At 70.8% G+C, this 18989-nt stretch carries 19 protein-coding genes and 2 pseudogenes; 2 read left to right on the plus strand and 19 right to left on the minus strand.

What is annotated here, in order from left to right; all coding sequences use genetic code 11:
- Window positions 1–6: 6 nt before the first annotated feature.
- On the minus strand, window positions 7–2682 hold the full coding sequence (locus tag ACFCZ1_RS06340; RefSeq protein WP_376677217.1) for a sigma-70 family RNA polymerase sigma factor: 2676 nt from the start codon (window positions 2680–2682) through the stop codon (window positions 7–9).
- Between the two features lie 953 nt (window positions 2683–3635).
- Here ACFCZ1_RS06340 and ACFCZ1_RS06345 point away from each other — a divergent pair.
- Window positions 3636–4157, plus strand: a complete 522-nt coding sequence (locus ACFCZ1_RS06345; RefSeq protein ID WP_376677218.1) for a hypothetical protein — start codon at window positions 3636–3638, stop codon at window positions 4155–4157.
- Between the two features lie 499 nt (window positions 4158–4656).
- Here the strand turns inward: ACFCZ1_RS06345 and ACFCZ1_RS06350 are convergent, their stop codons facing one another.
- The 4 genes from ACFCZ1_RS06350 to ACFCZ1_RS06365 form a co-directional block, all read right to left on the minus strand.
- The gene (locus ACFCZ1_RS06350) at window positions 4657–4986 is read right to left on the minus strand and encodes an esterase (RefSeq protein ID WP_376677219.1); all 330 of its coding nucleotides are present in this window, start codon (window positions 4984–4986) and stop codon (window positions 4657–4659) included.
- A gap of 72 nt (window positions 4987–5058) precedes the next feature.
- A complete protein-coding gene (locus ACFCZ1_RS06355) occupies window positions 5059–5271 on the minus strand; it encodes a hypothetical protein (protein ID WP_376677220.1) in 213 nt (70 codons plus the stop codon).
- Between the two features lie 40 nt (window positions 5272–5311).
- Window positions 5312–5572 carry a hypothetical protein gene (locus tag ACFCZ1_RS06360; protein ID WP_376677221.1) on the minus strand — a complete coding sequence of 87 codons (261 nt, stop codon included), beginning with the start codon at window positions 5570–5572 and terminating at the stop codon, window positions 5312–5314.
- Between the two features lie 354 nt (window positions 5573–5926).
- Window positions 5927–6277 (minus strand): DUF317 domain-containing protein, encoded by a 351-nt coding sequence (locus ACFCZ1_RS06365; RefSeq protein WP_376677222.1) that lies wholly within the window; start codon window positions 6275–6277, stop codon window positions 5927–5929.
- Window positions 6278–6500: 223 nt separating this feature from the next.
- Here ACFCZ1_RS06365 and ACFCZ1_RS06370 point away from each other — a divergent pair, with 223 nt between their 5' ends.
- Window positions 6501–6767, plus strand: coding sequence for a hypothetical protein (locus ACFCZ1_RS06370; RefSeq protein WP_376677223.1), 267 nt, complete (start codon window positions 6501–6503; stop codon window positions 6765–6767).
- 4 nt (window positions 6768–6771) lie between these two features.
- Here ACFCZ1_RS06370 and ACFCZ1_RS06375 read toward each other — a convergent pair whose 3' ends face one another.
- The 14 genes and pseudogenes from ACFCZ1_RS06375 to ACFCZ1_RS06440 form a co-directional block, all read right to left on the minus strand.
- Window positions 6772–7260: a hypothetical protein gene (locus ACFCZ1_RS06375; protein WP_376677224.1), complete on the minus strand. Its 489-nt coding sequence runs from the start codon at window positions 7258–7260 to the stop codon at window positions 6772–6774.
- 58 nt (window positions 7261–7318) lie between these two features.
- Window positions 7319–8257 carry a DUF317 domain-containing protein gene (locus tag ACFCZ1_RS06380; RefSeq protein WP_376677225.1) on the minus strand — a complete coding sequence of 313 codons (939 nt, stop codon included), beginning with the start codon at window positions 8255–8257 and terminating at the stop codon, window positions 7319–7321.
- A gap of 162 nt (window positions 8258–8419) precedes the next feature.
- On the minus strand, window positions 8420–9241 hold the full coding sequence (locus ACFCZ1_RS06385) for a winged helix-turn-helix transcriptional regulator (RefSeq protein WP_376677226.1): 822 nt from the start codon (window positions 9239–9241) through the stop codon (window positions 8420–8422).
- On the minus strand, window positions 9238–9906 hold the full coding sequence (locus ACFCZ1_RS06390; protein ID WP_376677227.1) for a hypothetical protein: 669 nt from the start codon (window positions 9904–9906) through the stop codon (window positions 9238–9240). Before ACFCZ1_RS06390 ends, ACFCZ1_RS06385 begins: the two co-directional genes overlap by 4 nt.
- Window positions 9903–10382: a hypothetical protein gene (locus ACFCZ1_RS06395; RefSeq protein WP_376677228.1), complete on the minus strand. Its 480-nt coding sequence runs from the start codon at window positions 10380–10382 to the stop codon at window positions 9903–9905. The genes ACFCZ1_RS06390 and ACFCZ1_RS06395 overlap by 4 nt, the downstream gene beginning before the upstream one ends.
- On the minus strand, window positions 10379–11170 hold the full coding sequence (locus ACFCZ1_RS06400) for a glycosyl hydrolase (protein ID WP_376677229.1): 792 nt from the start codon (window positions 11168–11170) through the stop codon (window positions 10379–10381). Before ACFCZ1_RS06400 ends, ACFCZ1_RS06395 begins: the two co-directional genes overlap by 4 nt.
- Window positions 11167–11772, minus strand: coding sequence for a DUF4913 domain-containing protein (locus tag ACFCZ1_RS06405; RefSeq protein ID WP_376677230.1), 606 nt, complete (start codon window positions 11770–11772; stop codon window positions 11167–11169). Before ACFCZ1_RS06405 ends, ACFCZ1_RS06400 begins: the two co-directional genes overlap by 4 nt.
- A 93-nt stretch (window positions 11773–11865) precedes the next feature.
- Window positions 11866–12762: a DNA cytosine methyltransferase gene (locus ACFCZ1_RS06410; protein ID WP_376677398.1), complete on the minus strand. Its 897-nt coding sequence runs from the start codon at window positions 12760–12762 to the stop codon at window positions 11866–11868.
- A 115-nt stretch (window positions 12763–12877) separates the two neighbouring features.
- Window positions 12878–13060: pseudogene (locus ACFCZ1_RS06415) on the minus strand (DNA cytosine methyltransferase); the annotation flags it as partial.
- Between the two features lies 1 nt (window position 13061).
- The gene (locus ACFCZ1_RS06420) at window positions 13062–13646 is read right to left on the minus strand and encodes a hypothetical protein (protein WP_376677231.1); all 585 of its coding nucleotides are present in this window, start codon (window positions 13644–13646) and stop codon (window positions 13062–13064) included.
- A 42-nt stretch (window positions 13647–13688) separates the two neighbouring features.
- Complete coding sequence (locus ACFCZ1_RS06425; RefSeq protein ID WP_376677232.1) at window positions 13689–14861, minus strand: DnaB-like helicase N-terminal domain-containing protein; 1173 nt, start codon at window positions 14859–14861, stop codon at window positions 13689–13691.
- On the minus strand, window positions 14858–15088 hold the full coding sequence (locus ACFCZ1_RS06430; protein ID WP_376677233.1) for a hypothetical protein: 231 nt from the start codon (window positions 15086–15088) through the stop codon (window positions 14858–14860). The genes ACFCZ1_RS06425 and ACFCZ1_RS06430 overlap by 4 nt, the downstream gene beginning before the upstream one ends.
- Window positions 15085–16873, minus strand: a pseudogene (locus ACFCZ1_RS06435) (type IV secretory system conjugative DNA transfer family protein). Before ACFCZ1_RS06435 ends, ACFCZ1_RS06430 begins: the two are co-directional and overlap by 4 nt.
- A gap of 266 nt (window positions 16874–17139) precedes the next feature.
- Window positions 17140–18414: a hypothetical protein gene (locus ACFCZ1_RS06440; RefSeq protein WP_376677234.1), complete on the minus strand. Its 1275-nt coding sequence runs from the start codon at window positions 18412–18414 to the stop codon at window positions 17140–17142.
- Window positions 18415–18989 lie beyond the last annotated feature (575 nt).

Consider the following 18989-nt stretch of genomic DNA (forward strand, 5'->3'; position numbering starts at 1 on the left):
CGGGCGTCAGCGGCGACGCCACCACTTGCGCGGGTCGGGGCCCTGAGACTCGGCGGGCGGAGGTGGGGCCGACGGGGCTGGGTCGGGTTTCACCCGCTCCTCCAGTTCTGCGACACGTGCCTGCGCGGCTTGCGCGGCCTGTTCCGCTTCGGCGACCCGAGCCTGCGCGGCCTGCTCCACCTCTGTGACCCGCTGTCGCGCCCACTGCTCAGCAGCCTGTACCCGCGCGGTTGCCGTCTGCTCCGCGAGCTGCCCGGCCTCCTCCTGTTCGGCGAAGGCCGCCTCCGCCGCCCGCAGCCGCTCCTCCAGCGCCGACACCCGTTGACCGGCCTCCTCCCCGGTAGCACGGAGCCGCTGCTCGTACTGCTCCCGGACCTCACGGAGCTGGCGCCCGTGGTGCTCACGGGTCTCCCCGAGCCGATGCTCATGGCCTTCCTCGGCGGTGCGGAGGCGGCGCTCGTACTGTTCGCAGGTCTCACGGAGGCGGCGCTCGTACTGTGCGCGCGTCTCAAGGGGGCGGCGCTCGTACCGTTCCTCGGCCGCGCGGGAAAGGTCGCTCTCCATCGGGGCCGAGGAGGCCCGCCCGCCGGTGGCTGGCCGGGGAGGCGTGACAGTGGTCGGCGCGGGGCCGTCGGTGGGGGACGCGGACACAGGCACGCGGGCGGTGACCGAGGGTCGGGTGGAGAGGAACGCGTCGAACGCCTGGGAGACGGCCAGGCGCCCATCAGGCTTCACCAGGGTGTGCTCCGACAGGTACGCCCGGGGGGTCATGCCGAGCGAGGCGGCGAAGAAGGACTCGAAGAAGTCCTCGGGCCGCAGCTCCCGCGCGCGAAGACCATTGAGGACGCGCATGAGGACCTCGACCGCCAGGACGACCGGCCGGTCCAACAGCTGCTTCCTCTCGGAAGCGTCGGCGACGGCGCGCGCCGGGTCGGCGCCGAGCACATCGGCGAGGACGGCCGGGCCAAGGGCGAGCAGCACGTACCCGGACATCCAGTGGACATTCCGGTCGAGGGTCTGCGGGAGCTGGCATGCCTCGGTCCAGCCCTGGTACGGAGCATCGGCGGGCGCCGGGGCATGCGGAGCCGGGACCTCAGGGGTGTCGTTCCGCTGCGGCACGGGCGTCTCCTGGGTGACCGGCTCGGGTACGGGCGCGGGGTCTGCCACGGGTACGGGGGCGGACGACGGTTCCGCCTCAGGGACCGGGCCTGCGGACGGCGTCAGCTTGAGGAAGGCGTCGAGGGCGTTCGTGAGCAGTTCCCGCCCCTGCGCGCTGACGAGTTCGACCTCGCGCACGGCCTGGCGAGGTGAAAGGGAGGAGGTGGCGGCCTGAGGTGTCTCGAAGAACTCCTCAGGTCGCCGGCCCGTCGTCTGAAGGCACTCCAGGACATGGGCCAGGGTCCGTAGTGCCTTGGCCGTAAGGACGGGCACAGCACGCCCACGAGCGACCGCGAGCCGGGCCGGGACGAGGTGCCCGGAGCCCAAGATGTCGTCGAGGACGACATCTCCCAGGGCCAGCCGTGCGTACTCCAGTATCCAGGGCTCGTCGCGCTTCCAGAGAGTGTGGCGTGCGACCGCGATGTCCCAACGCGAGTAGGGAGGCGCGTCATCGACATCCAGGACGACCGGCTCACCCTCATATTCCTCGGGCGCGGGAGGAACGGGGGCCTTGTGCTTGACCACGTCCGGTGCCTGCTGAATGGTCTTGGCCGACGGTGTCGTTTGTACCTCAGAGACTGTCCGTATCGGCTGCTTTGTTTCTACGGACCGCGCCGGCTCGTTCGGCTCTCCCCGTTCGGGCTGACGCTCCAGGGCGTATCCGCGCAGCTTGTAGTAGGCCTTGCTCTCAATCTGGCGGATTCTCTCTCGGGTGACGCCGAGGTCCTTGCCGATCTCATCCAGCGTTGCTTCCTCCTCTCCGAACACCCCAGCGCGACGGCGGATGACGAGGGCCTCGCGCTCTGTCAGACGGGCGAGGAGTGCCGCGAGTTCTTCAGCCTCCAGCAAGGCGAGGACAGCCTCGACGACCGAGGGGGCCGCCCAGCGCTCGCCAATCAGGTCGCCGAGATTCACCCCCTCCCCGATCTCGCGATCGAGCGAGTCGGTGACCCGGCTGATCCGGCGTATCTCCTCGACCTGGCGCACCGAGAGGTCGGCAGCGACGGCGACGTCCGCGACGCGACGTGGTCGGCCGGCGCGCTGGAGCTCGCGCTCGACGCGGGCGACCTTCCGCATGGTCTCGTGCATGTGCACGGGAATGCGGATGGCGGCGCCCTCGTCGGCGACGGCCCGGCTCATGCTCTGCCGAATCCAGTTCGAGGCGTAGGTCGAGAACTTGTAGCCCATCGCGGGGTCGAACTTCCGCGCAGCTCGCATTACTCCAAGCATGCCGTGCTGGAAGAGGTCCTCGTCCTCCAGGCCCTGACCGATGAACCCCTTGACGTAGGACCAGGCGAGCCGCTGGTTGTGCAGGACCAGGCAGTCGTACGCTCGGCGTCGGAGATCGTCGCGCGGCAAGGCCGAGATCTCCTCGGCCGTCGGCTCGACTCCGATACGTCGGGGACCGCCGCGTAGGAGGACACTCAGCCCGACTTCTGCATCCGCGCTGAGGATCCGCTTGTCCGGTCTGACGTTGCTCCGGTCCTCGTCCAGGACGCGCTGCGCCGCCTCGATGGGGCGCATGAGGTGGCGCGGTATGGGTTCGGCTGAATATGTGGCTGTTCGGGTGGGCCCGGAGCCGACCGGTGCCACGACAGAGCGGAGCTCCGGCCGGGCCGGAGCAACTCGTGGCTGCGGTACGGGCTTGGGTGCTTTTGGCCCGGCCGCCTTTGAAGAGGTCTGCCCGGTTGTCGCCCTTGGGCCCGTGCCTTCCGGGGGCCGCACGGTGGCCGTGGTGGTCTGCCCCGGACGCCGGCCGACGACCTCGATGCCGGCTTTCCGGACCAGCTGATCGAAACGGGCCTGTTCCGAGGAATCCAAGCCCGTCAGGCGTATCACCCCGGACCAGGCCCGTTCTGTAACCCGGCGCCCTTCCACGTATCGCTGCAGGAGGTCGAACGCAGAGCCCACGCGAGGGGAGGACGTTTTGAGCCGGGCAACGGACGGGGTGTCGGACACCTGGATACCCAAGTTACGCAGCTCGGAGAGGAGGCGCGTCCGCGCGTCCTTGTCGAGGCCCAGCGGTGCCACCTGTGTCTCGAACGCGGCGGCGGGGACGATGCCGTCAATCGCGACGCTGCGGAGAGAACCGAGGAGGTCCGCCAGTGCGGATCGGAGGTCCAAGGTCGTTCAACTTTCCTGCCAGGGCGGAACGAGCTGTCCCTCTTCCGTTCGGCGGCAGCATATGCCTGCCACGATTGCGGTGTAAACGGTCCTCTGGGAGATTTCGTCGGGGCGTGTGTGCGGGGTATGAACCCCTCTGTCCCTTGGCCGCTTGGCCGCCGAATGCCCCTGCGTCAAGGGTGACTTGGAGAGCATCGATCCGGGGCGTCGTCGGGCAGCGGCTGGCGAGTGTTTTCCCGCTCGACGGGCTCCAAGCTTGGGGTCCTAGGGGTTGAAGGTATTGAGCCGTCGTGCAAGGATCCACATAGTCCGCAGGGTGGGGAGCCCTGGGTATGCATCTATGGGGGTAGTCGATGATCCACATCACGCTTGGTTCGAGGCGGTACGTCAACCCGCAGGAGGACCAGCTCGGCCGCAACATCGTGGGCTTCGACCCGGTCATGGACGATGACGCCCTCTTCCACGCCAACCGTGGGTGCTGGGTTCTGGGTGAACGAGCCGAGAAGGAGCGCTACGCCCTGCTCTCCCACGAGGGCGAGGTTCGCATGGCCATCGCCATCGACAAGCTCGTCCCTGTGGCAGGGGGACGCAAGGCGATCGAAGGCAGGTACCTCACGCCGGGTGACGAGGTGTACGACGCCTACGTCGGCAAGGCCACGCCCGTCGATACGACCCGTAACCCGATCACCTACTTTGACGCCCCGCACGACGCCCGCTCCTGCTACTGCGGCTGCGGCGAGCTGGTGACTGGTGGATGGTTCGTCATCGGCCACGACCAGAAGGCCCTACACGCCCGGATCGCGAAGATCGGCAGCGTCCGCGAATTCATCGACTGGTTCGACAACACCTACGACGACAAGCCCAAGGACGAGTGACCGCCAGGTTCGCCACCGCGCCGTAGGTCAGGCGCCGCCCTTGAAGCCAGGAAGCCCCGCCACTGCCGGCGGGGCTTCGGTGCTGCCTACTTCGGGCGGAGCGCTCAGATGGATCGCGGCTGCTGTCCGCCCCTGCTCGAGTGTCAGATCTCCCATACTTCGTCAGGGAGTTCGGGGTGTTGGCGTGAAGTGCGTTGCGAGGTGGCGGCCGAGGAAGACTCCGCGACACGCGCCCCTGCTTCTCCCCCTGGCCTGCGGCCCGACGTCGGGCCGAACTGGCGTCTGGCGGAGAATTCTCCGAAGAGCCCGGGTCTCGCCAGGGCGTCAGACATCGAGGAGCGTCCTGCTCGTCGCTTCCTGGCTGTAGCTCGTCGTCGGGCCTGTGTGCAAAACGTTCGGATCCCTGCGTCAACGGATCGCTGGGTCCCTCTTACTCAACGGCGTACGGCAAGGCCGCCCTCTGCCTGACCGGCATAGGACGGCCTTCTGTGGTTCTCGGTCAGATCTCGGCGAGATGGTTCGAGAGGTCGAGGGCGTCGGTCGCGAACGCGAGGGCGGCGCACAGGCCGGTGGCTTCGTGGAGGGTCGGGCGGACCAGGCGCGGCCAGTCGTCCGGGGCGGCGGGCCAGGAGGCGAGGTGTACCTCGGTGGTGGCCATGCCCAGGTGGGCGGTGACGTTCCGGCCGGAGCGAGAGGCGGGATCCCAGTGGAGGCGAATGCGGCCGAGGGGGAGCTTCGGGGTTCTGGCGGCGAGCCATGTGACGTCGAGCGGGCCGTCGTGCCGGGAGGAGACGCGCTGGACCAGCGCGCCGTGTACACCGTCCGGCATGGTACGTACGGCGAGGCCGTGCAGCGGGAGGGTGCGTGACGAGATGGAAGCCTCCGGAGAGCAGGGAAGGGGTCAGGACCAGGTGAGGGCGTCGCATGCCGACGTGGGGAGGTAGCCCTCCTGGCCGTCGTCGGGGATGAACGCCTTGCCGTCTTGGACTACGACCTCGGTTCCCACGTAGTGGGTGAAGGGGAAGTCGGGGTTGACGGCGAGGCGGATCGGCAGGGTGGGATCCAGGTCCTGGAGCTGGCGGAGCAGATGGCCGACGGTCATGTACTGGGGCAAGGAAGCCTCCGGGAGCGGTACGGGTGGGCGGGTTAGAGCGTCAGGGACTGTCGAGACGGAGCAGGTCCCGGAGGATCTTCGGCTTCTGGGCGTGGCCGGCGAGGTGCCGTTTGCGGCACTCGTTGACGTAGCCCTTGCCGCGCTGCTTCATCTCCCAGCCGCCGCACGAGCAGACGGCCTGGGTGTATGAGCGCCCCGGGCAGTCGGCGTGGAGCGGCTTGCCGGAGCTGGTGTGCTTGTGGGCCGCCGGGCAGAGGGTGCCGTCGGTGTGGTGGTTGGTGAGCGGGGCGTGGAACGGCACCGTGGATTCCTCGTGTTGGGGAGGGGCCCTGGACGGCCAGGGCGGTGGACGTCAGGGCGCTCGGTCACCATTCGGAGAGGTCGCGCTGCCACTGGCGTCGTTCGGCTCGGCGCGCGGTACGGCGGCGAAGAGACATGGCGTGGCGGCCGTACTGACCGGGCAGGTAGTAGCAGGTGCAGCGACGGGCGAAGGCGCACTTACGGCGGTAGCCGGGACGGGTCGCCAGGAGCCTGCGTGCGATCGGAGCCTCCTGCTGGGGCAGTAGCGGGGACGGGTCGGTCGGCCAGGAAGGGCGGGCCCCGAGAACAGGTGACGGTGGGCGGGGCGGGTTGGTGGTGCCGCCCGCTCACCGATTCAGCGGGGGAAGTGGGCGACGAGGGCGGCGACGAACCCGGCCACCGCCCATGCGGGGGTGTCGGTATCGAACTCCTGGACCCACGCGTCGCCTTCAGTGGGCTGCACCTGGACCCGCCAGACGATGTCGTGTGTCCAGGCGGCGGGGTCCTCGGGGAGCCAGCCGACGTACACGCGGCCGTCCGGGCTCGTCGCGTGGACGTTGGCCTCCGGGGTGTCGACGACTGTCCAGTCGAGGGCGTGGAGGAGTTCGAGCACCGGGGTGGCGCAGTGGTCCGAGGAGAGCCAGTGGCGGGCGGTCTTCCAAGGCGGGGCGGACGACGCCGGCTGGAGGGTGGCGGAGGCGTTCACGGTGGGACGATCCCTTCGTTGACCTGAGGTTTTCCCGACACTCGTACGTTGGCATGGGGTGTGCCGAAGTCCGTAGTCGTTTCCCGGGATGGCCCGTCTGCCGTGGGCGAACTGATCGCGGGCAGACGTCCAGAACGCCGGCGGCACGGGAATGGAACGGCGGCCGGGGTTGTCGTACTCGAGTTACGGCAGCGGGCCGTACGGGACCGAAGGGGGAGCAGTGATGACGGAGTCGGGCAGGCATGGGGACGGGGTCGGGCTGGAGCGCAAGATTCGCGCCGCCGGGCGGGCGTGGACCGTGGGTGACATCGCGATGGTCGCCGACGGTCAGTGGGGCGTCGGTGCGCAGTCCGACAGGTGGGCGGACGAGGAAGCGGTGGTGGAGCACCGGGTCGCGGAAGGACGGCACGTCGAGCTGACGGTGGAGGAATTGGCCCGTGTGGTGGGTGCTCGCACCGAGGACGCCCACCACGACGAAGACCCGGCCTGACCGTTCAGCGGTGCGGCCCCGGTGAGGGCGCCGATGGCCCGACGACAGCGGCAGGAACAGGCTGGTCGGGCACCTGGCCCGGGGCATGTGAAGCGAGCCCCGAGCGGGCGACAGCGGCCCGGGACAGGTTCGCCGCCGGCCCCCGGTCCGAGGCCGAGGCGGCTTCGCGTGCTTCGACCACACGCCGGATCGCCTGCACGTACGCACTGCTCTCCGCGAGCGCGACGCGAAGGTTGGCCGCCGAGTTGACGAGCCGGTCCAGCTCGTAGAAGGCCGGCACGTACCCGGGCCGGGTCAGGGCGTGCAGACGGTCCTGGTGAGCGGCCACCGCGTTGTCGGTGATGGCCAGGGCCGTACGGATGTGCATGGCCGAGCGCAGGAGCGGGTCGTCGCAGGGGCGACGGACCGCGAGGACTTCCAGGACCTCGATGGGCTGGTCCCAAGCTTTCTCGATCACGGAAGTGGCCTGGTCGAGCGCGGTGGTGTCGGGCATGAAGGAACTCCTGTTGTCCAGGGGGCGGAGGGGGCGTCCGGGAAGGTCCGGGCGGGGGTCAGCGGCTGTGCCGGGGAGCCGACGAAGCGGCCGGCGGCCGGGCTGCGGCTGCGGGCGCGAGGGCGCTCGACCGCTTCTGCGCCGAGGACGTGGTGCGGCTCTGGGCCGCCATCACGCGGAGGTCGGCTGCTGTCCGCGGAACGCGCGCGGCACGGCGTACGGCCTCGGTGACAGCGGTGCGGCGTACGTCGAGCGGAGTCGGAGAGCGAGAGACCCGGGGATCGGCGGCCGGGACGACCGGTGTCAGCGTGACCAGCGGCTCCATCTCGCGGTGGACCATGTGCCGTTCACGGACCACCGGGGCCGAACTCGCCATGACGGCCGCCGTCGCAGCGATCAGATGGGACGGAGTGCGGGCCGTGAACACCGCCTCCGCCCGCGTACCCCAGCCCCGGGGACCAGCCCACAGCATGACGGCCTCGGAGTCTCGCCCGCCGCGAAGGGCATCGATCTCGACACCCGCCAGCCCGTCGGGAGTGGTGATCTCGACGGTTCCGTACTTGGTTGCCCCTCGGCGCCAGCCGGCATCGAGCAGCGGCTGGACGGCATCAGCCCAGTACAGCGACGGGTCCGCCAGGAAGCGTCCGTTGTTCTCGTACGGGTCGGATGCGGCGTAGTCGCGGGCCAGGGCGGTGGTGAGGCCGGCGACGATCTCGGCCGGGGTGACGTGGTTGAAGGTTGCCGTCCAGCGGGGCGCGGCGACGGCCTCCTCGGCCGCGGTGATCCTCCACAGCTCGAAGTCGTCGCCGAACCAGCCGATCCGGATCCGCTGGTCGGGTGAGGTGACGAGGAGCTGGCAGGGGCCGTCGTCGAGGTAGTGGTGCGGCCAGTGGGCCACGGGGGCGAAGCCAGCGTCTCCGGTCCCGTTGGAGCCGGCGAGATACATGGGGCTGACCAGTACCTCGTCGTGGCGGGACGGGTCGAGAAGGGCGGACATGGTCGAAGCTCCAGGCGATTCAGAGGAGGGGAACGCGCCCGCGTGCGCAGCGCGGCGAAGGGCCGGAGCGCACGCGGACACGGACGCTGTGGCGATGGCGGGGTGCCTCTGGCTCTCGGCGCCACCCGGATCACCTGATCCGTGCCGGGGCCGACGGAGCGGTCACGGAGGCCGGCACCCTCGATTGCGGCTGGGGAGCATGGCTGAACAGGGCGCTCGGTGCGGCAGCGCTCCGGCGCAGGGCCGCCGCGGTCCGGGCGCCGTTCGACCCCAACGGGATATCGGCGTGGGTCCGATGGGCCGTCGAGACGGGGACAGGGGCGAAGGGGTCCGCCGCGTGGCCAAGGGGGCGCTCCAGTGCTCGACGGTCGCGTAGACGGGGCCCAGCTCGCGGCCGGCATCGGTCAGCACGTAGGGGTCGTCGCCGTGGCGGGGGCCCGTGCGGGTGACCAGGCCGTCGGCCTGAAGCCGGAGGAGGCGATGCTGGGTGAGGCTGACGTCCAGGTCGACGCCTTCGGCGATGTGGACGAACCGCATAGGGCCGCCCGAGTCGAGCACTTGGATCATGGCGGTGGAGTGCCGCAGCCGCAGACGCTGTACGGCATCCTCGACACGTTCTGCTTCGGCCATCGCGCTGGGCGACAGGTAGTTCCGAGACCATTCGGCCAAGGTGCGGTGCACGTGCGTCAGGGACTCGCCGAGGGCGCTGAGCCGGTACGGAGCCCCATGGCGCTTGTCGGTTCGGGTGACCAGTCCGTCGGCGTGCATGGCGGCCAGTCGCTTGCCGACGAGTTGCTCGCTGATGAAGGGGAGCCTGGCGGCGACATCCCGCACCCGCACGGGACGGCCTTCCTGCGCCATGGTCATTACCGACCAGGTGGTCCACTTGGGGCCCATCAGGGAAAACGCGTCCTCGATGCGCTGGGCGTCGAACGAACCGATGCGAAAGGTGGAGGGCTGTTCGGGCGTATCGCGCGGGTTCATTCGGCCGCCTCCATCCGGGCGAGCAGCGAACGGACCAGAGTGGGCAGGCCCCCTGGTTCGCCGCCCGTCCAGATACGGTCGGCCGCCTCGTCGAGGACGTACGCGGCGTCTTCGAGCAGGCCGCTGGAGATCTCCATGCAGGCATCGGTGATCCGGGAGGCCGCGAGAAGCGACTGGGAGAGTACGTCGACGTAGTCGCCCGGCGGGAGCCCGGCGGCCTCGGCGGCGCTGCGGATCGCCGCCAGCTCCAGCGCGCTGAAGGCGAAGTTGAACCCGTCTTCCTCCTCGGCGTCCTCGGTCGCGGCGAAGGCCGGGTCCCGAGGTTCCGTGGGGATGCCCACGCGCGTGCAGATCTGGTCGACGGCGGTGGTCAGCTCGGCGAGGGACTCGGTGAGCCAGCCCAGCGCGGAGGCGTAGGAGGCCAGGGTGAACAGACCCGCCGGCGTGGCGGGACGCGGCTCGGAGGCCATGAACTCTTCGAGCCGGTCAGTCAGTTCGCCCACCACGTGCGGACCGGCGGACAGCGCGCCCAGTACAGGGTGTAGGTAGGAGCGGCTGGCGACCGTCGGGTACTCGGCGGCGAGGATTCCGGAGACGCTCTGCGCGGCCTCGGTGAGGAGGTCGGCCAGGCCGGTACGGGACAGCGGGGCGCGGTCGGCGGTCATCGCTGGGGGACCTTTCGGGAAGGGGCGGCCGTGGAGCGGGTCACTGTGGGAGGAGCTGCCGGGACGGCGGCCGTAGGGCAGCCGGCGGTGAGGGAAGAACGGGACCGGGCGGCCTGGACGCGGGCCTCGTCGGCGGAGGCCGTGTCGGTGATCTGCTGAGGGGCGGTGCGTAGGTGGGCCGAGCGGTAGACCGCGTAGTCCTTCCGGCTTCCGGCAGCGACGAGATAGACCTCGCGCTGGTGGTTCGAGGTCGGTGGGGCCGGGCGGAACTGGATCACCAGTCGGTACGAGATCGAGGGGTCGACGTAGACCTTGTGGAAGCCGGCGAGGCGGCCCTTCAACGGCAGGCAGTCGTCACTTCCGTGGACCAGGTTCTGCAGCTCCAGGAGAGCCAAATCGCGGATGTTGTCGGGAAGTTCCCGGAGGTCCGAGATGGCGTCGGGGTGTGCGGCGAAGGCGAAGCGGGCGTGGCTCACAGCAGCCTCCCCTGTACCGGACGCTGGACCGGTCCCACCGGAGGCGTACGGGTGGCGTCCAGGCTGGCCTTCGGCGTCGCGGACGCACCGGCCGACCGGGCGAGGGCAATACGGGCGATGCGGGCCCTGACGACGGCACCGTTGTGATCGCTGTACTCCGGCGGTTCCGGCAGCGGGCCGCTGCGGTCGTCCAGCCAGGCGCGGGCGGCGCCGACGTCGGCGAAGGCGCCCTCGCGCATCATGTACGTGCTGGCGGCGTTGTCCCACTCTTCGTGGAAGACCCGAATCGGTGCCTGGGCGGCACTGGAGTCGTGCGTCAGCGTCCATGTCTCGCACGGGTCGGAGTCCGAGGTGTGGCTGTCGAGGACCTCGTACCGGGTGCCCGACTCGCGGATCTGCCGCTCGACCCACACCGTGAGGTCGTCGGTGGGCTCCATGACGCCGTCGTGGATCTTGGCGATCTTCTCGGGCGGACAGCCGCGTTCGACCAGCCACGCCTGAGCGAAGGACACCGTGGCGTGGTGGCTCGTTTCCAGGGTGTACGTGAACCGGGTGAGATCCCGGGCGACGGCGATGGCCATGACCTGGGCCGCGCCAGGCACTCCCCAGGTGGCCGACTGGTCGTGGGCGACGACGAAGCTGTGGGAGCCGTTGGGCGTGGTGTGGTGCTGGGACAGTGCCGTCAGGTCACCGGACCAGAACCTCTCCACCGCCTCCTCGGACGCGGCATCAGCGGGGGCGAGTTCGTCGAGATCGAAATCGAAGGCGAAGCCGAAGCGGTCGTTCATGCCGCCACCCCCGACATCTGAGGGGCAGGAGTGGTCAGCACCCGGTGGTTGGGGCGAGTCGGGCTCGTCGTGCACGCTGCGAACGGACCGTCCGGGGCACGGAGGTGCACCAGCGCCTGGTCCAGGTGGTCGCGGTGCCAGGTCGACGGACCGGCCAGGCCCGCCTCGGTGTCGGTGAGCTGCTGCCACGCGAGCCAGAGGGCGTGCAGTCGGGCGACGGCCTCCGGGTGCTCGTGCCACTGCGCGCACCACGGACGCGTCGTGCTGATCTCCCGGCCGTACACCGGCAGGAGGAGGTGGTTCACCCAGTTGCTGAGGGCGGCGAGTTCGACGGCGTATGCCTCGCCGCCCAGGGCGAGGATGAACACCGAGGTGGGGCCGTCGGTCTTCTCGGGGCTGGCCGCCCCGGCTTCCGCAGCACCGTCCGTCTGCTGATCGGCAGGGGGTATGGGATCGGGCTCGGAGCCGAGGCGGTCGAGGATGACGCCGTGGCGTTTGACCTCCGCGATGGTCTTGGCGAGGGCGCTGGCGAGGTCGTCGAGGTTCTCGTCGGAGACCCGGAACGGCTCAGGGCCGAGGGCGGTCGGGCTGGTGTCGGACATGAGAGCGTGCTCCATCTGTGAGACGGCGACATGCCCGAGAGGATGCGGAGAATCCGCGGTTTGGCCCGGCCGGGGAAACCCGGTAGGGAGCCGCTACCCGGCCGCGCAGCGCGGACAGCGCGGGAACGGTGGCGCCAGCAACTGCAGAGCCCAAGTGGCCTGTTGGGGGACGACGCCGTTGCCGAGCGCGATGAGCTGAGCCGGGCGTCCGAGTCCCGGTGTGGCGGTGACCCAGCCGGCGTCGAGGCCCTGCATCCACTCGACGAAGTCGGCACGTAGCCGCCCCGCCGCGTCAGTGGGCGCCGGCGCGGGGCGGGTGAGCGTCTCCCATCGGGCGATGGCGGCTGCGTACGGTCCCCATCGCCGCTCGACTCCTCGGCTTCCGGGGACGGCTCCGCCCACAGCGGCAGGACCACCCCTGGCAGGGTAGGGCGCCACCCCTTGCCGGGGCGGCGGCGCGGGGTGCCCGTGTCGCCGGCCCTGGGCAACAGCGACGCCGCCGCACTGGGCAGGGTCATGTCCCCGTTGCCGTGCCTTTGGTTGGGAGATCCCTTGATCTCGTCCGACGCCTTCGGGGTCGGCAGCAGGAGCCACTCGACCTCGTCGGCCAGGTTCGGACCGTGGCCCCCGCTCTTCCTCTTCGCCGGGTGCTGGGAGCCGCCGTTCTTGCCGATATTGCTGGTCGGCGTCTTGAGCAGGGTCTCCGGCGGGCCAGGCCGTGAGAAAGGTCCGCTCGCGCCGGTGCGGGGCTCCGACGTCAGAGGCGCGAAGCACGAGCCATTTCGCGTCGTACCGGAGGTCGGCCAGGGATCCGAGTACGGCACCGAGTGCCCGCAGAGGAGGCTGACCTGCGGTGTCTCCCAGACACCACGGGCAGGATTCCACGTCGCCAGGGGAACCGGCGGGGGAGGCGAGGAGGCCGCGCACATTCTCGATCACTACCAAGCAGGGTCGGAGGGCCTCGACCGCACGGGCGACGTGCAGCCACAGCCCCGATCGGGTCTGGGAGTTGAGTCCGGCCCGGCGGCCGGCGACCGAGACGTCTTTGACAGGGGAAGCCGGCCGTCAAGACGCACACCCGGGGGACGGCCGACCAGTCGACGGTCGTGATGTCGCCCAGGTTGGGGACGCCGGGCCAGTGGCGGGCCAGGACGCGCGAGGCGTTCGGATCGACCTCCGCCTGCCAGGCCACGGTGCCGCCGAGAGCGGCCTGCACCCCCAGGTCGAGGCCGCCGTACCCGGAGCAGAGCGACCCGATCAGCGGAGGACGGGAGACGGTGGAGGGCATGTCACCGGCCCCGTACGGTCCGGGGCACGACAGCCGTCGCCGTCGCCGGTGCCGCAGGGGCAGCCGGTACGGCCTTGTGTACGGGGGTGGTGGTCCGGCCGAGGGCGGCCCGCAGCCGTGAGGACGGCGGCGAGACCGCCGTCGAGGCGGCATGCAGGGAGTCGGCCGCCTCCCGCAGGGCCGTGTCTGCCGTCCCGAGGGCCTCGTCGATCACCCGCCCCGCCGCCTCCCGGGCCTCCCGTCCGTCGGGCAGCTCGTGCAGGTGCTCGGTCTGCTCCAGGAACACGAGCTGCTCCGCGACCTCCCCGAGTGCGGACGCCGCTTCACCGGCAGGCCGTACGGCGGCGGAGAAGCCGGCGACGACCCGCCCGGTGCGGGAGTTGTGGACCCCGTTGACGGTGCGGAAGAGGGCCTCGTCGCCCAGTTCGGTGATCAGTTTGCCGAGTTCGGAGATCTGCTGGGCGACGGCGACGCTGCCGGGAAGACGGTGGGGGTCGCCGGGGACTGGGAGCTTGCCGCGCTGGGCGTCGAAGGCCGAGGCCATGGCACGTATGGCCAGGGCGTCGGAGAGAGGGGTCGTGGTCACGATGAATTCCCGTACGTGAGAAGGAGCGGAGGAAAAGGTGCGTCAGCCGTGGTTGCGCGAGGGCGGGCGTGCGACGGCGGGGGCGGGCCCGGGGCCGAGCCGACCTGGTGGAGACGGAGCGGGGCGCGGCGTACTGCGGGTGAGGGCCGCGTGCACCCGCGCCGCCGGCGGCCCGTTCGGAGGAGAAGCGGTGGATGGCGCCCGTGAAGCCGGCCGGCCGTTCGCGGTCTGCCAACGGGCGCGGACCTCGTCGAGCGGGCCGAGCGCGTGCAGGGCGTGGTTGATGAGCCGCCCAGGGGCCAGGACCTCGTCCTCGGCAAGGGCGCGGACCGCGCGGGCGGAGGCGGCGGCGGTGCGCGTGAGGGAGGAACGCATCACCCGCTTGCCGAGCCACTCGGCGTCACCGGCCCCCACGCCGTCGCAGATCGCGGCGAACCGGTCTTCCGACAGGGTGCCGTCGGCCAGAAGGCCACGCCGCTGAGCCTCCCAGAGCAGGGTGATCCGGTCGATGGGCTCGCCCCGGTGGTGCAGCGCCCCGAGACACCGGTAGAGCTGCCCATGGACCGGGTCGGCGAAGTCGCCCGGACGCAGCCAGTCCACCACCTCACCCATGGCCCCCGGCCGCTCGACGAGGACGGCCAGAAGGAACTCCTCGTCCTCGGCCACACGATCGGCCTGGGCCGGCGGAAAGGCAGGCGGGTCGAGGGCCCGCGATGTCGCGGGCGCGACCGGTCGCGGTTCGGTGCCCCACCGCCGTGCGAGATCGGTGAGCACCCCCGTCAGGACGTCCGCGTGGTGCAGCGCTCCCTCGACCTCGCCTCGCAGGGCGCCCGTGCGAGCCTCCTGGTGAAGGCGGATCGCGTGCTGGGTGACGGTGCGGTGGATCGCCCCCTCCAGCACCATGCGGCCGTACACCGGAGCGTGCGCCGGACGCGGACAGGCCGAGACCAGCAGATGGGCGTACGACGCGGTCAGCCCCCGGACATGGAGGCTGGCCTCGGCGACCGCGTCGGTCACCCACGACAGCGGCACCGGCTCCTCGCCCTCCACCGCAAGGTGGCCATCGCCTCGGAGCTTGCGCAGCGCGGCGAACAGCGCCTGGTGGACCGGCCGGTAGAAGTGATCCGGCGCGAGCCACTCCAGGTGTGAGAGCTGGCCCGGGTCGAGCAGCACCGCGCCGAGGACTGCCTGCTCGGCCTTCAGCAGCGGGTTCATCGACGACCTCGCGTGCGGGAAGCGGACGGCTCACTGGGCCGGGCACGCAGATCGGCGACCGCACGGTCGGCAGCGGCCACCGCCTCGGCGAAGTCGTCCAGCGCGGTGGCGAAGGTGGGATCGGTGACGGGAACCGACCCGGCATCTCCGACCAGCCACCACCGGCCCTCGTGCAGGACGACCGGCGACTGCGCCAGTCGCGCGGAACGCGGCGTGGGCGCGCTCATGCCGACAGCCCAAAGTCGCCGTGGCCGACGGTCTTCGCCAAGGCCCGCTCGGTGATCGCCTTCGTGGCACGGGCCGAGGCCGGCCCGACCACCTTGGCCGAGGGCTCCTTGTACCAGGGCCGGATAGAGAGCATGGCGATCCGCAGGCCGGTGGCCAGGAGCAGGACCTTGCCCTTGGGCAGGGCGCGGATCGCGTCGGGCGGCAGGATCCGCTCGGTGCGCATGCTCACCGAGGTGGACTTGCCGCCCTCGCTCGTCGAGACCGAGACGGTCTGGATGTCGTGGTCACCGACCTGCCTGCTGAGGCGGTCGGCGAAGTCGGCGTCGTCGATGCCCGATCCGACGATCTTGACGGTGGCGGCGGACCAGAGGGCGTCCATGCCAGCCTCGCCCCAGCACCGCTGGCCCTGCCGGTAGGACTGCAGGATCGTCATCGGGATGACGCCCCGGCTGCCCAGGTGGCTGTACAGGTCCGGGAGGTCGCTGATGCGGCAGACGTTGGCGGCCTCGTCGAGGACGCACAGGGCGGGCGGGTCGAGCCGTCCGCCGGATCGCTCGGCGACGATCACGGCCGCGCGCATCACGGCGTCGGCCGCCGCCGCGATGATCGCGGACGCGCTACCGCCGCCGTCCTTGCTCAGCAGGTACAGCGTGTCGCGGGAGGTGGCGAATGCAAGGGGCCTGAACTCGGGACGGCTCGCGCTCGGGGTGACCCAGGCGGCGACCTCCGGGTCGAGCAGACAGCTCGCGTACTGCCTCGCCGTCTCATAGATGCCGTCGCGCGTCTCGGTCGCGCCGGAGACGGTGCCCTGGAGCTGTGCGGCGACCGCGTCGTGGCCGGCGTCGGTGAGCAGGTCGACCGGGGTCCGGTCGGCGGGGGAGGCGAGCCAGGCCAGCACGTCGGTGATCGGCCGCCGGTGGCTTGAGGCGGCCAGGAACAGGGCGCCGAGCGTGTTGGACGCGGCGGTGGACCAGAAGTCGGAGCCGCTCGACTCGTCCACGCTCGCCGCGACGAAGTGCCCGGCCAGCCGCTTCGCCCCGGTCAGATCGCGGGCGTCGGCCAGGATGTCCCACCACATCTCGCGCGGGTGGTGGGCGATCTGCTGGGGGTCGAGGGTCCAGACCGTGCCGACCTCGGCACGGGCGTCCACCGTGGTGGTGAACGCGTCGTTCGCGGCCTTGTTGCTGGTGAGCAGGACCGGGCCGGGAGCCGCGAGGATCGCGGGGATCGCCAGGCCGGAGGTCTTCCCGCTGCGCGGGGCCATGATGGCGACGATCACGTCTTCCCAGGAGGCGCGGACATCGGCTCGACCCGGGTCAAGGGTGCCGAGCAGGATGCCGCGGTCGGCGGGAGCGACCTCTTTTACACTCCCGGCCGCTCAGGGATGGCCGCAGGCTCTTGGCCTTGGTGGTGAGCTCCTTGTCCAGCAGCGGCGCCAAGTCGCCCTTGCGGGCGAGACCTGTCTTGGCGCCGGAGCGCCAGCGCAGCCACAGCACCAGGCCGGCGGTGATCAGGCCCAGGGTGAGCAGACCGGGCACGACGCGGACGCCGACCAGCAGCGAGGTGGTGCTCAGGGCCGGCCACAGCACCTCGGGGTGCAGCAGGGCATCGGTGGCGCGGGGCGGGGCCCACCGGCCGCTTCCTACAAGGGAGTTGGTGAGGTTGCCGGTCAGCCAGGCGAGGGAGCCGAAGGCCATGGCGGCGCCGAGGGCGCCGAACAGGAGATGGAGGAGCGCGTCGGATCCGGTGGTGGTCGACGGCGCGCTGGTGCGCGGGGAAGGCACGGGCGGTTCCTTGGGGTGCGAGCGGGCAAGGCGGGGCGCGCTCGGCTCTCGTGCAACTCATGGGCCTACTCCTTGCGGATCGAGCGGAAGGTTTCATCGGGAGAGGGAGCGGCGCGTTCCGCGGACGGGGCGGCGTGGTGGATGGCGGGGCGCTGGTGCCGGTGTTGGTCCGACTGACGGGGTCCGGTTGTCGGCAAGGGCATCGACCACCCGCGTGAGGTAGGCGGGAGCCAGGACGGCGGGCGCGTACGACGAGATCACCAGAGTCACCGTCGCGGACCAGGGGCGTGCGACGGCCGCACGGTCACAGTGGAGTCCGTCGCCTCGACGCCGAGGGACGGGAAAACCTTGGCCTTGGCCACGGCTGGCGAAGTGGCCAGAGCGGCGTCCCGGTGATCGGGCAGTTTCGGGGAGCGCGTCCGCGTCTCGGTCTCGGGCTGCTGCGTGTTGCCGACACGGCGCAGCTCGGCCCCGGAATCGACGAGTTCGGACTGCGCCGAGCTGACGAACTCCGCAGCGAAGCCGAACCGGTCGGCGAGCGGGTACGCCTCGTCGTCGAGGTCGTTGATGTGCTCGCTGGCTGCCTCCAACGCTTCGCGGACGCGCTCCAGGGCGCCGTGCTCGGGGTGAAGGAGATGGTCGACCGCCCGCTGAAGGTCGGCCCCGTTCTCGGCCGATCGGATCCGGTCGGTGATCTGGAGGAGTTCCGCTCCGGCGGCATAGGGCCCGAGGGGGTGCGCCGGCGCGCTCATCCGGGCCGTGTCCAGGGAGGGAGGCAGGTCGACGCTGTAGCGGGCGGCGCGGAGCATCTCGGCTGCGTGGGCGGCGATGGCGACCTTGTCAGCGATTGGGGTGGTGGTGGGAAGGCGATGGCGCCGGCCGTGCCAGTCGTCGATCTGCTGGAAGCCAGCATGCTTGAGGATCGAGGCGGAGAGATCGTCGGTGGCCCCCTTTGCCACGACGCTGCCGCTGAACTCGGACGTAATGATGATCGAAGGAGCAGGCACGTGGGCCTCCTGGGCGCGGGGGGTCGGGTCGGGAGCGGCGGGCAGGTGCCTCAGCTCGGCAGCGAGGCGCCGACACTCGGTCTGCACGCGAAAGACGGCGCGGTAGGTGTTGTGGAGACCGCCGTCCTCACGGGCGACAGTGGCGACGATGTGCACCTGCCGGGTCTGGTTGCGCAGGGCGATCCACCGGCAGGCGTCGGGATCGCCGTCCGGGGCGAGCCCGACGGCGGACACCAGGCTGCGGGCGACGGTGGCCCACTGCGAGTCGGTGAGGTCGGGCCGACGCGGGTCGGAGCGGACCGAACAGAACCAGGTCGGCTGCACGGGGGCGCGGGTCCCGAGACGCTCGACGGGCGCGTCGAGAGCGCGGGCCAGGTAGGACAGCAAACCCGGCTCGGCGAGCAGTTCGATTGGGGCCCCGTGACCGTCGCCCGCGATCAACCGGGGGCTGGTGTGGTTGCGGCGCTCACCCGGCCCATACAGGTACGCGAGCAGGCCGACGGTGTCGCTGGCGCGCTGCAGGTGGGCGATCACGGTGTCTACCTCGAAAGAGAAGGAAGAAACGAGGGTCCGGAGGTCGGACCAACAGGGAGAGGATCAGCAGGATTCGGGATTTGGCCCGGCCGGGGATCCCTGATAGACGCCGTGCTCACCCGTCCCTGACCTTGGCGGGAGAGGAGGACTCGGTGCCCCGCCGCAGCGGGGCACCGAGCGGCTAGAAGTAGGGGTTCTCGGTCGGCTTTATGGCCGCAGCTGTGTTCTTCGCGATTTGTGTGTCTCGCGAGACAGGGGGATCGCAATGCCGTCAGCTCGCCACGTTCACCCAGATGGGCACAGGCTGTACGGGGCAGCGCTTTGCCCGGATGAAATCCAATGGTGTACCCCGCCGCTCGACGGGATCATGAGCTGCCGCCGTGCCGCGCCCGGGACGGCGGTCGTTCATGTGCCGCCCTGGGAGGAACCCTGTATGACCCTCGTGCCGATAGTCCGACGCGTGTTCGGCGACGGCCCATTCGCCGAGATCGGAGAACCTGCTCTGGCCGTCGTTGACGAGCGCTCGCGGACGGTCGCTGTGGGTGGGGACCTCGGGCATGTCCAGTGGAGTGGCA

Origin of the sequence: Streptomyces sp. NPDC056224 (genome assembly GCF_042267665.1) — a bacterium.
GTDB lineage: Bacteria > Actinomycetota > Actinomycetes > Streptomycetales > Streptomycetaceae > Streptomyces.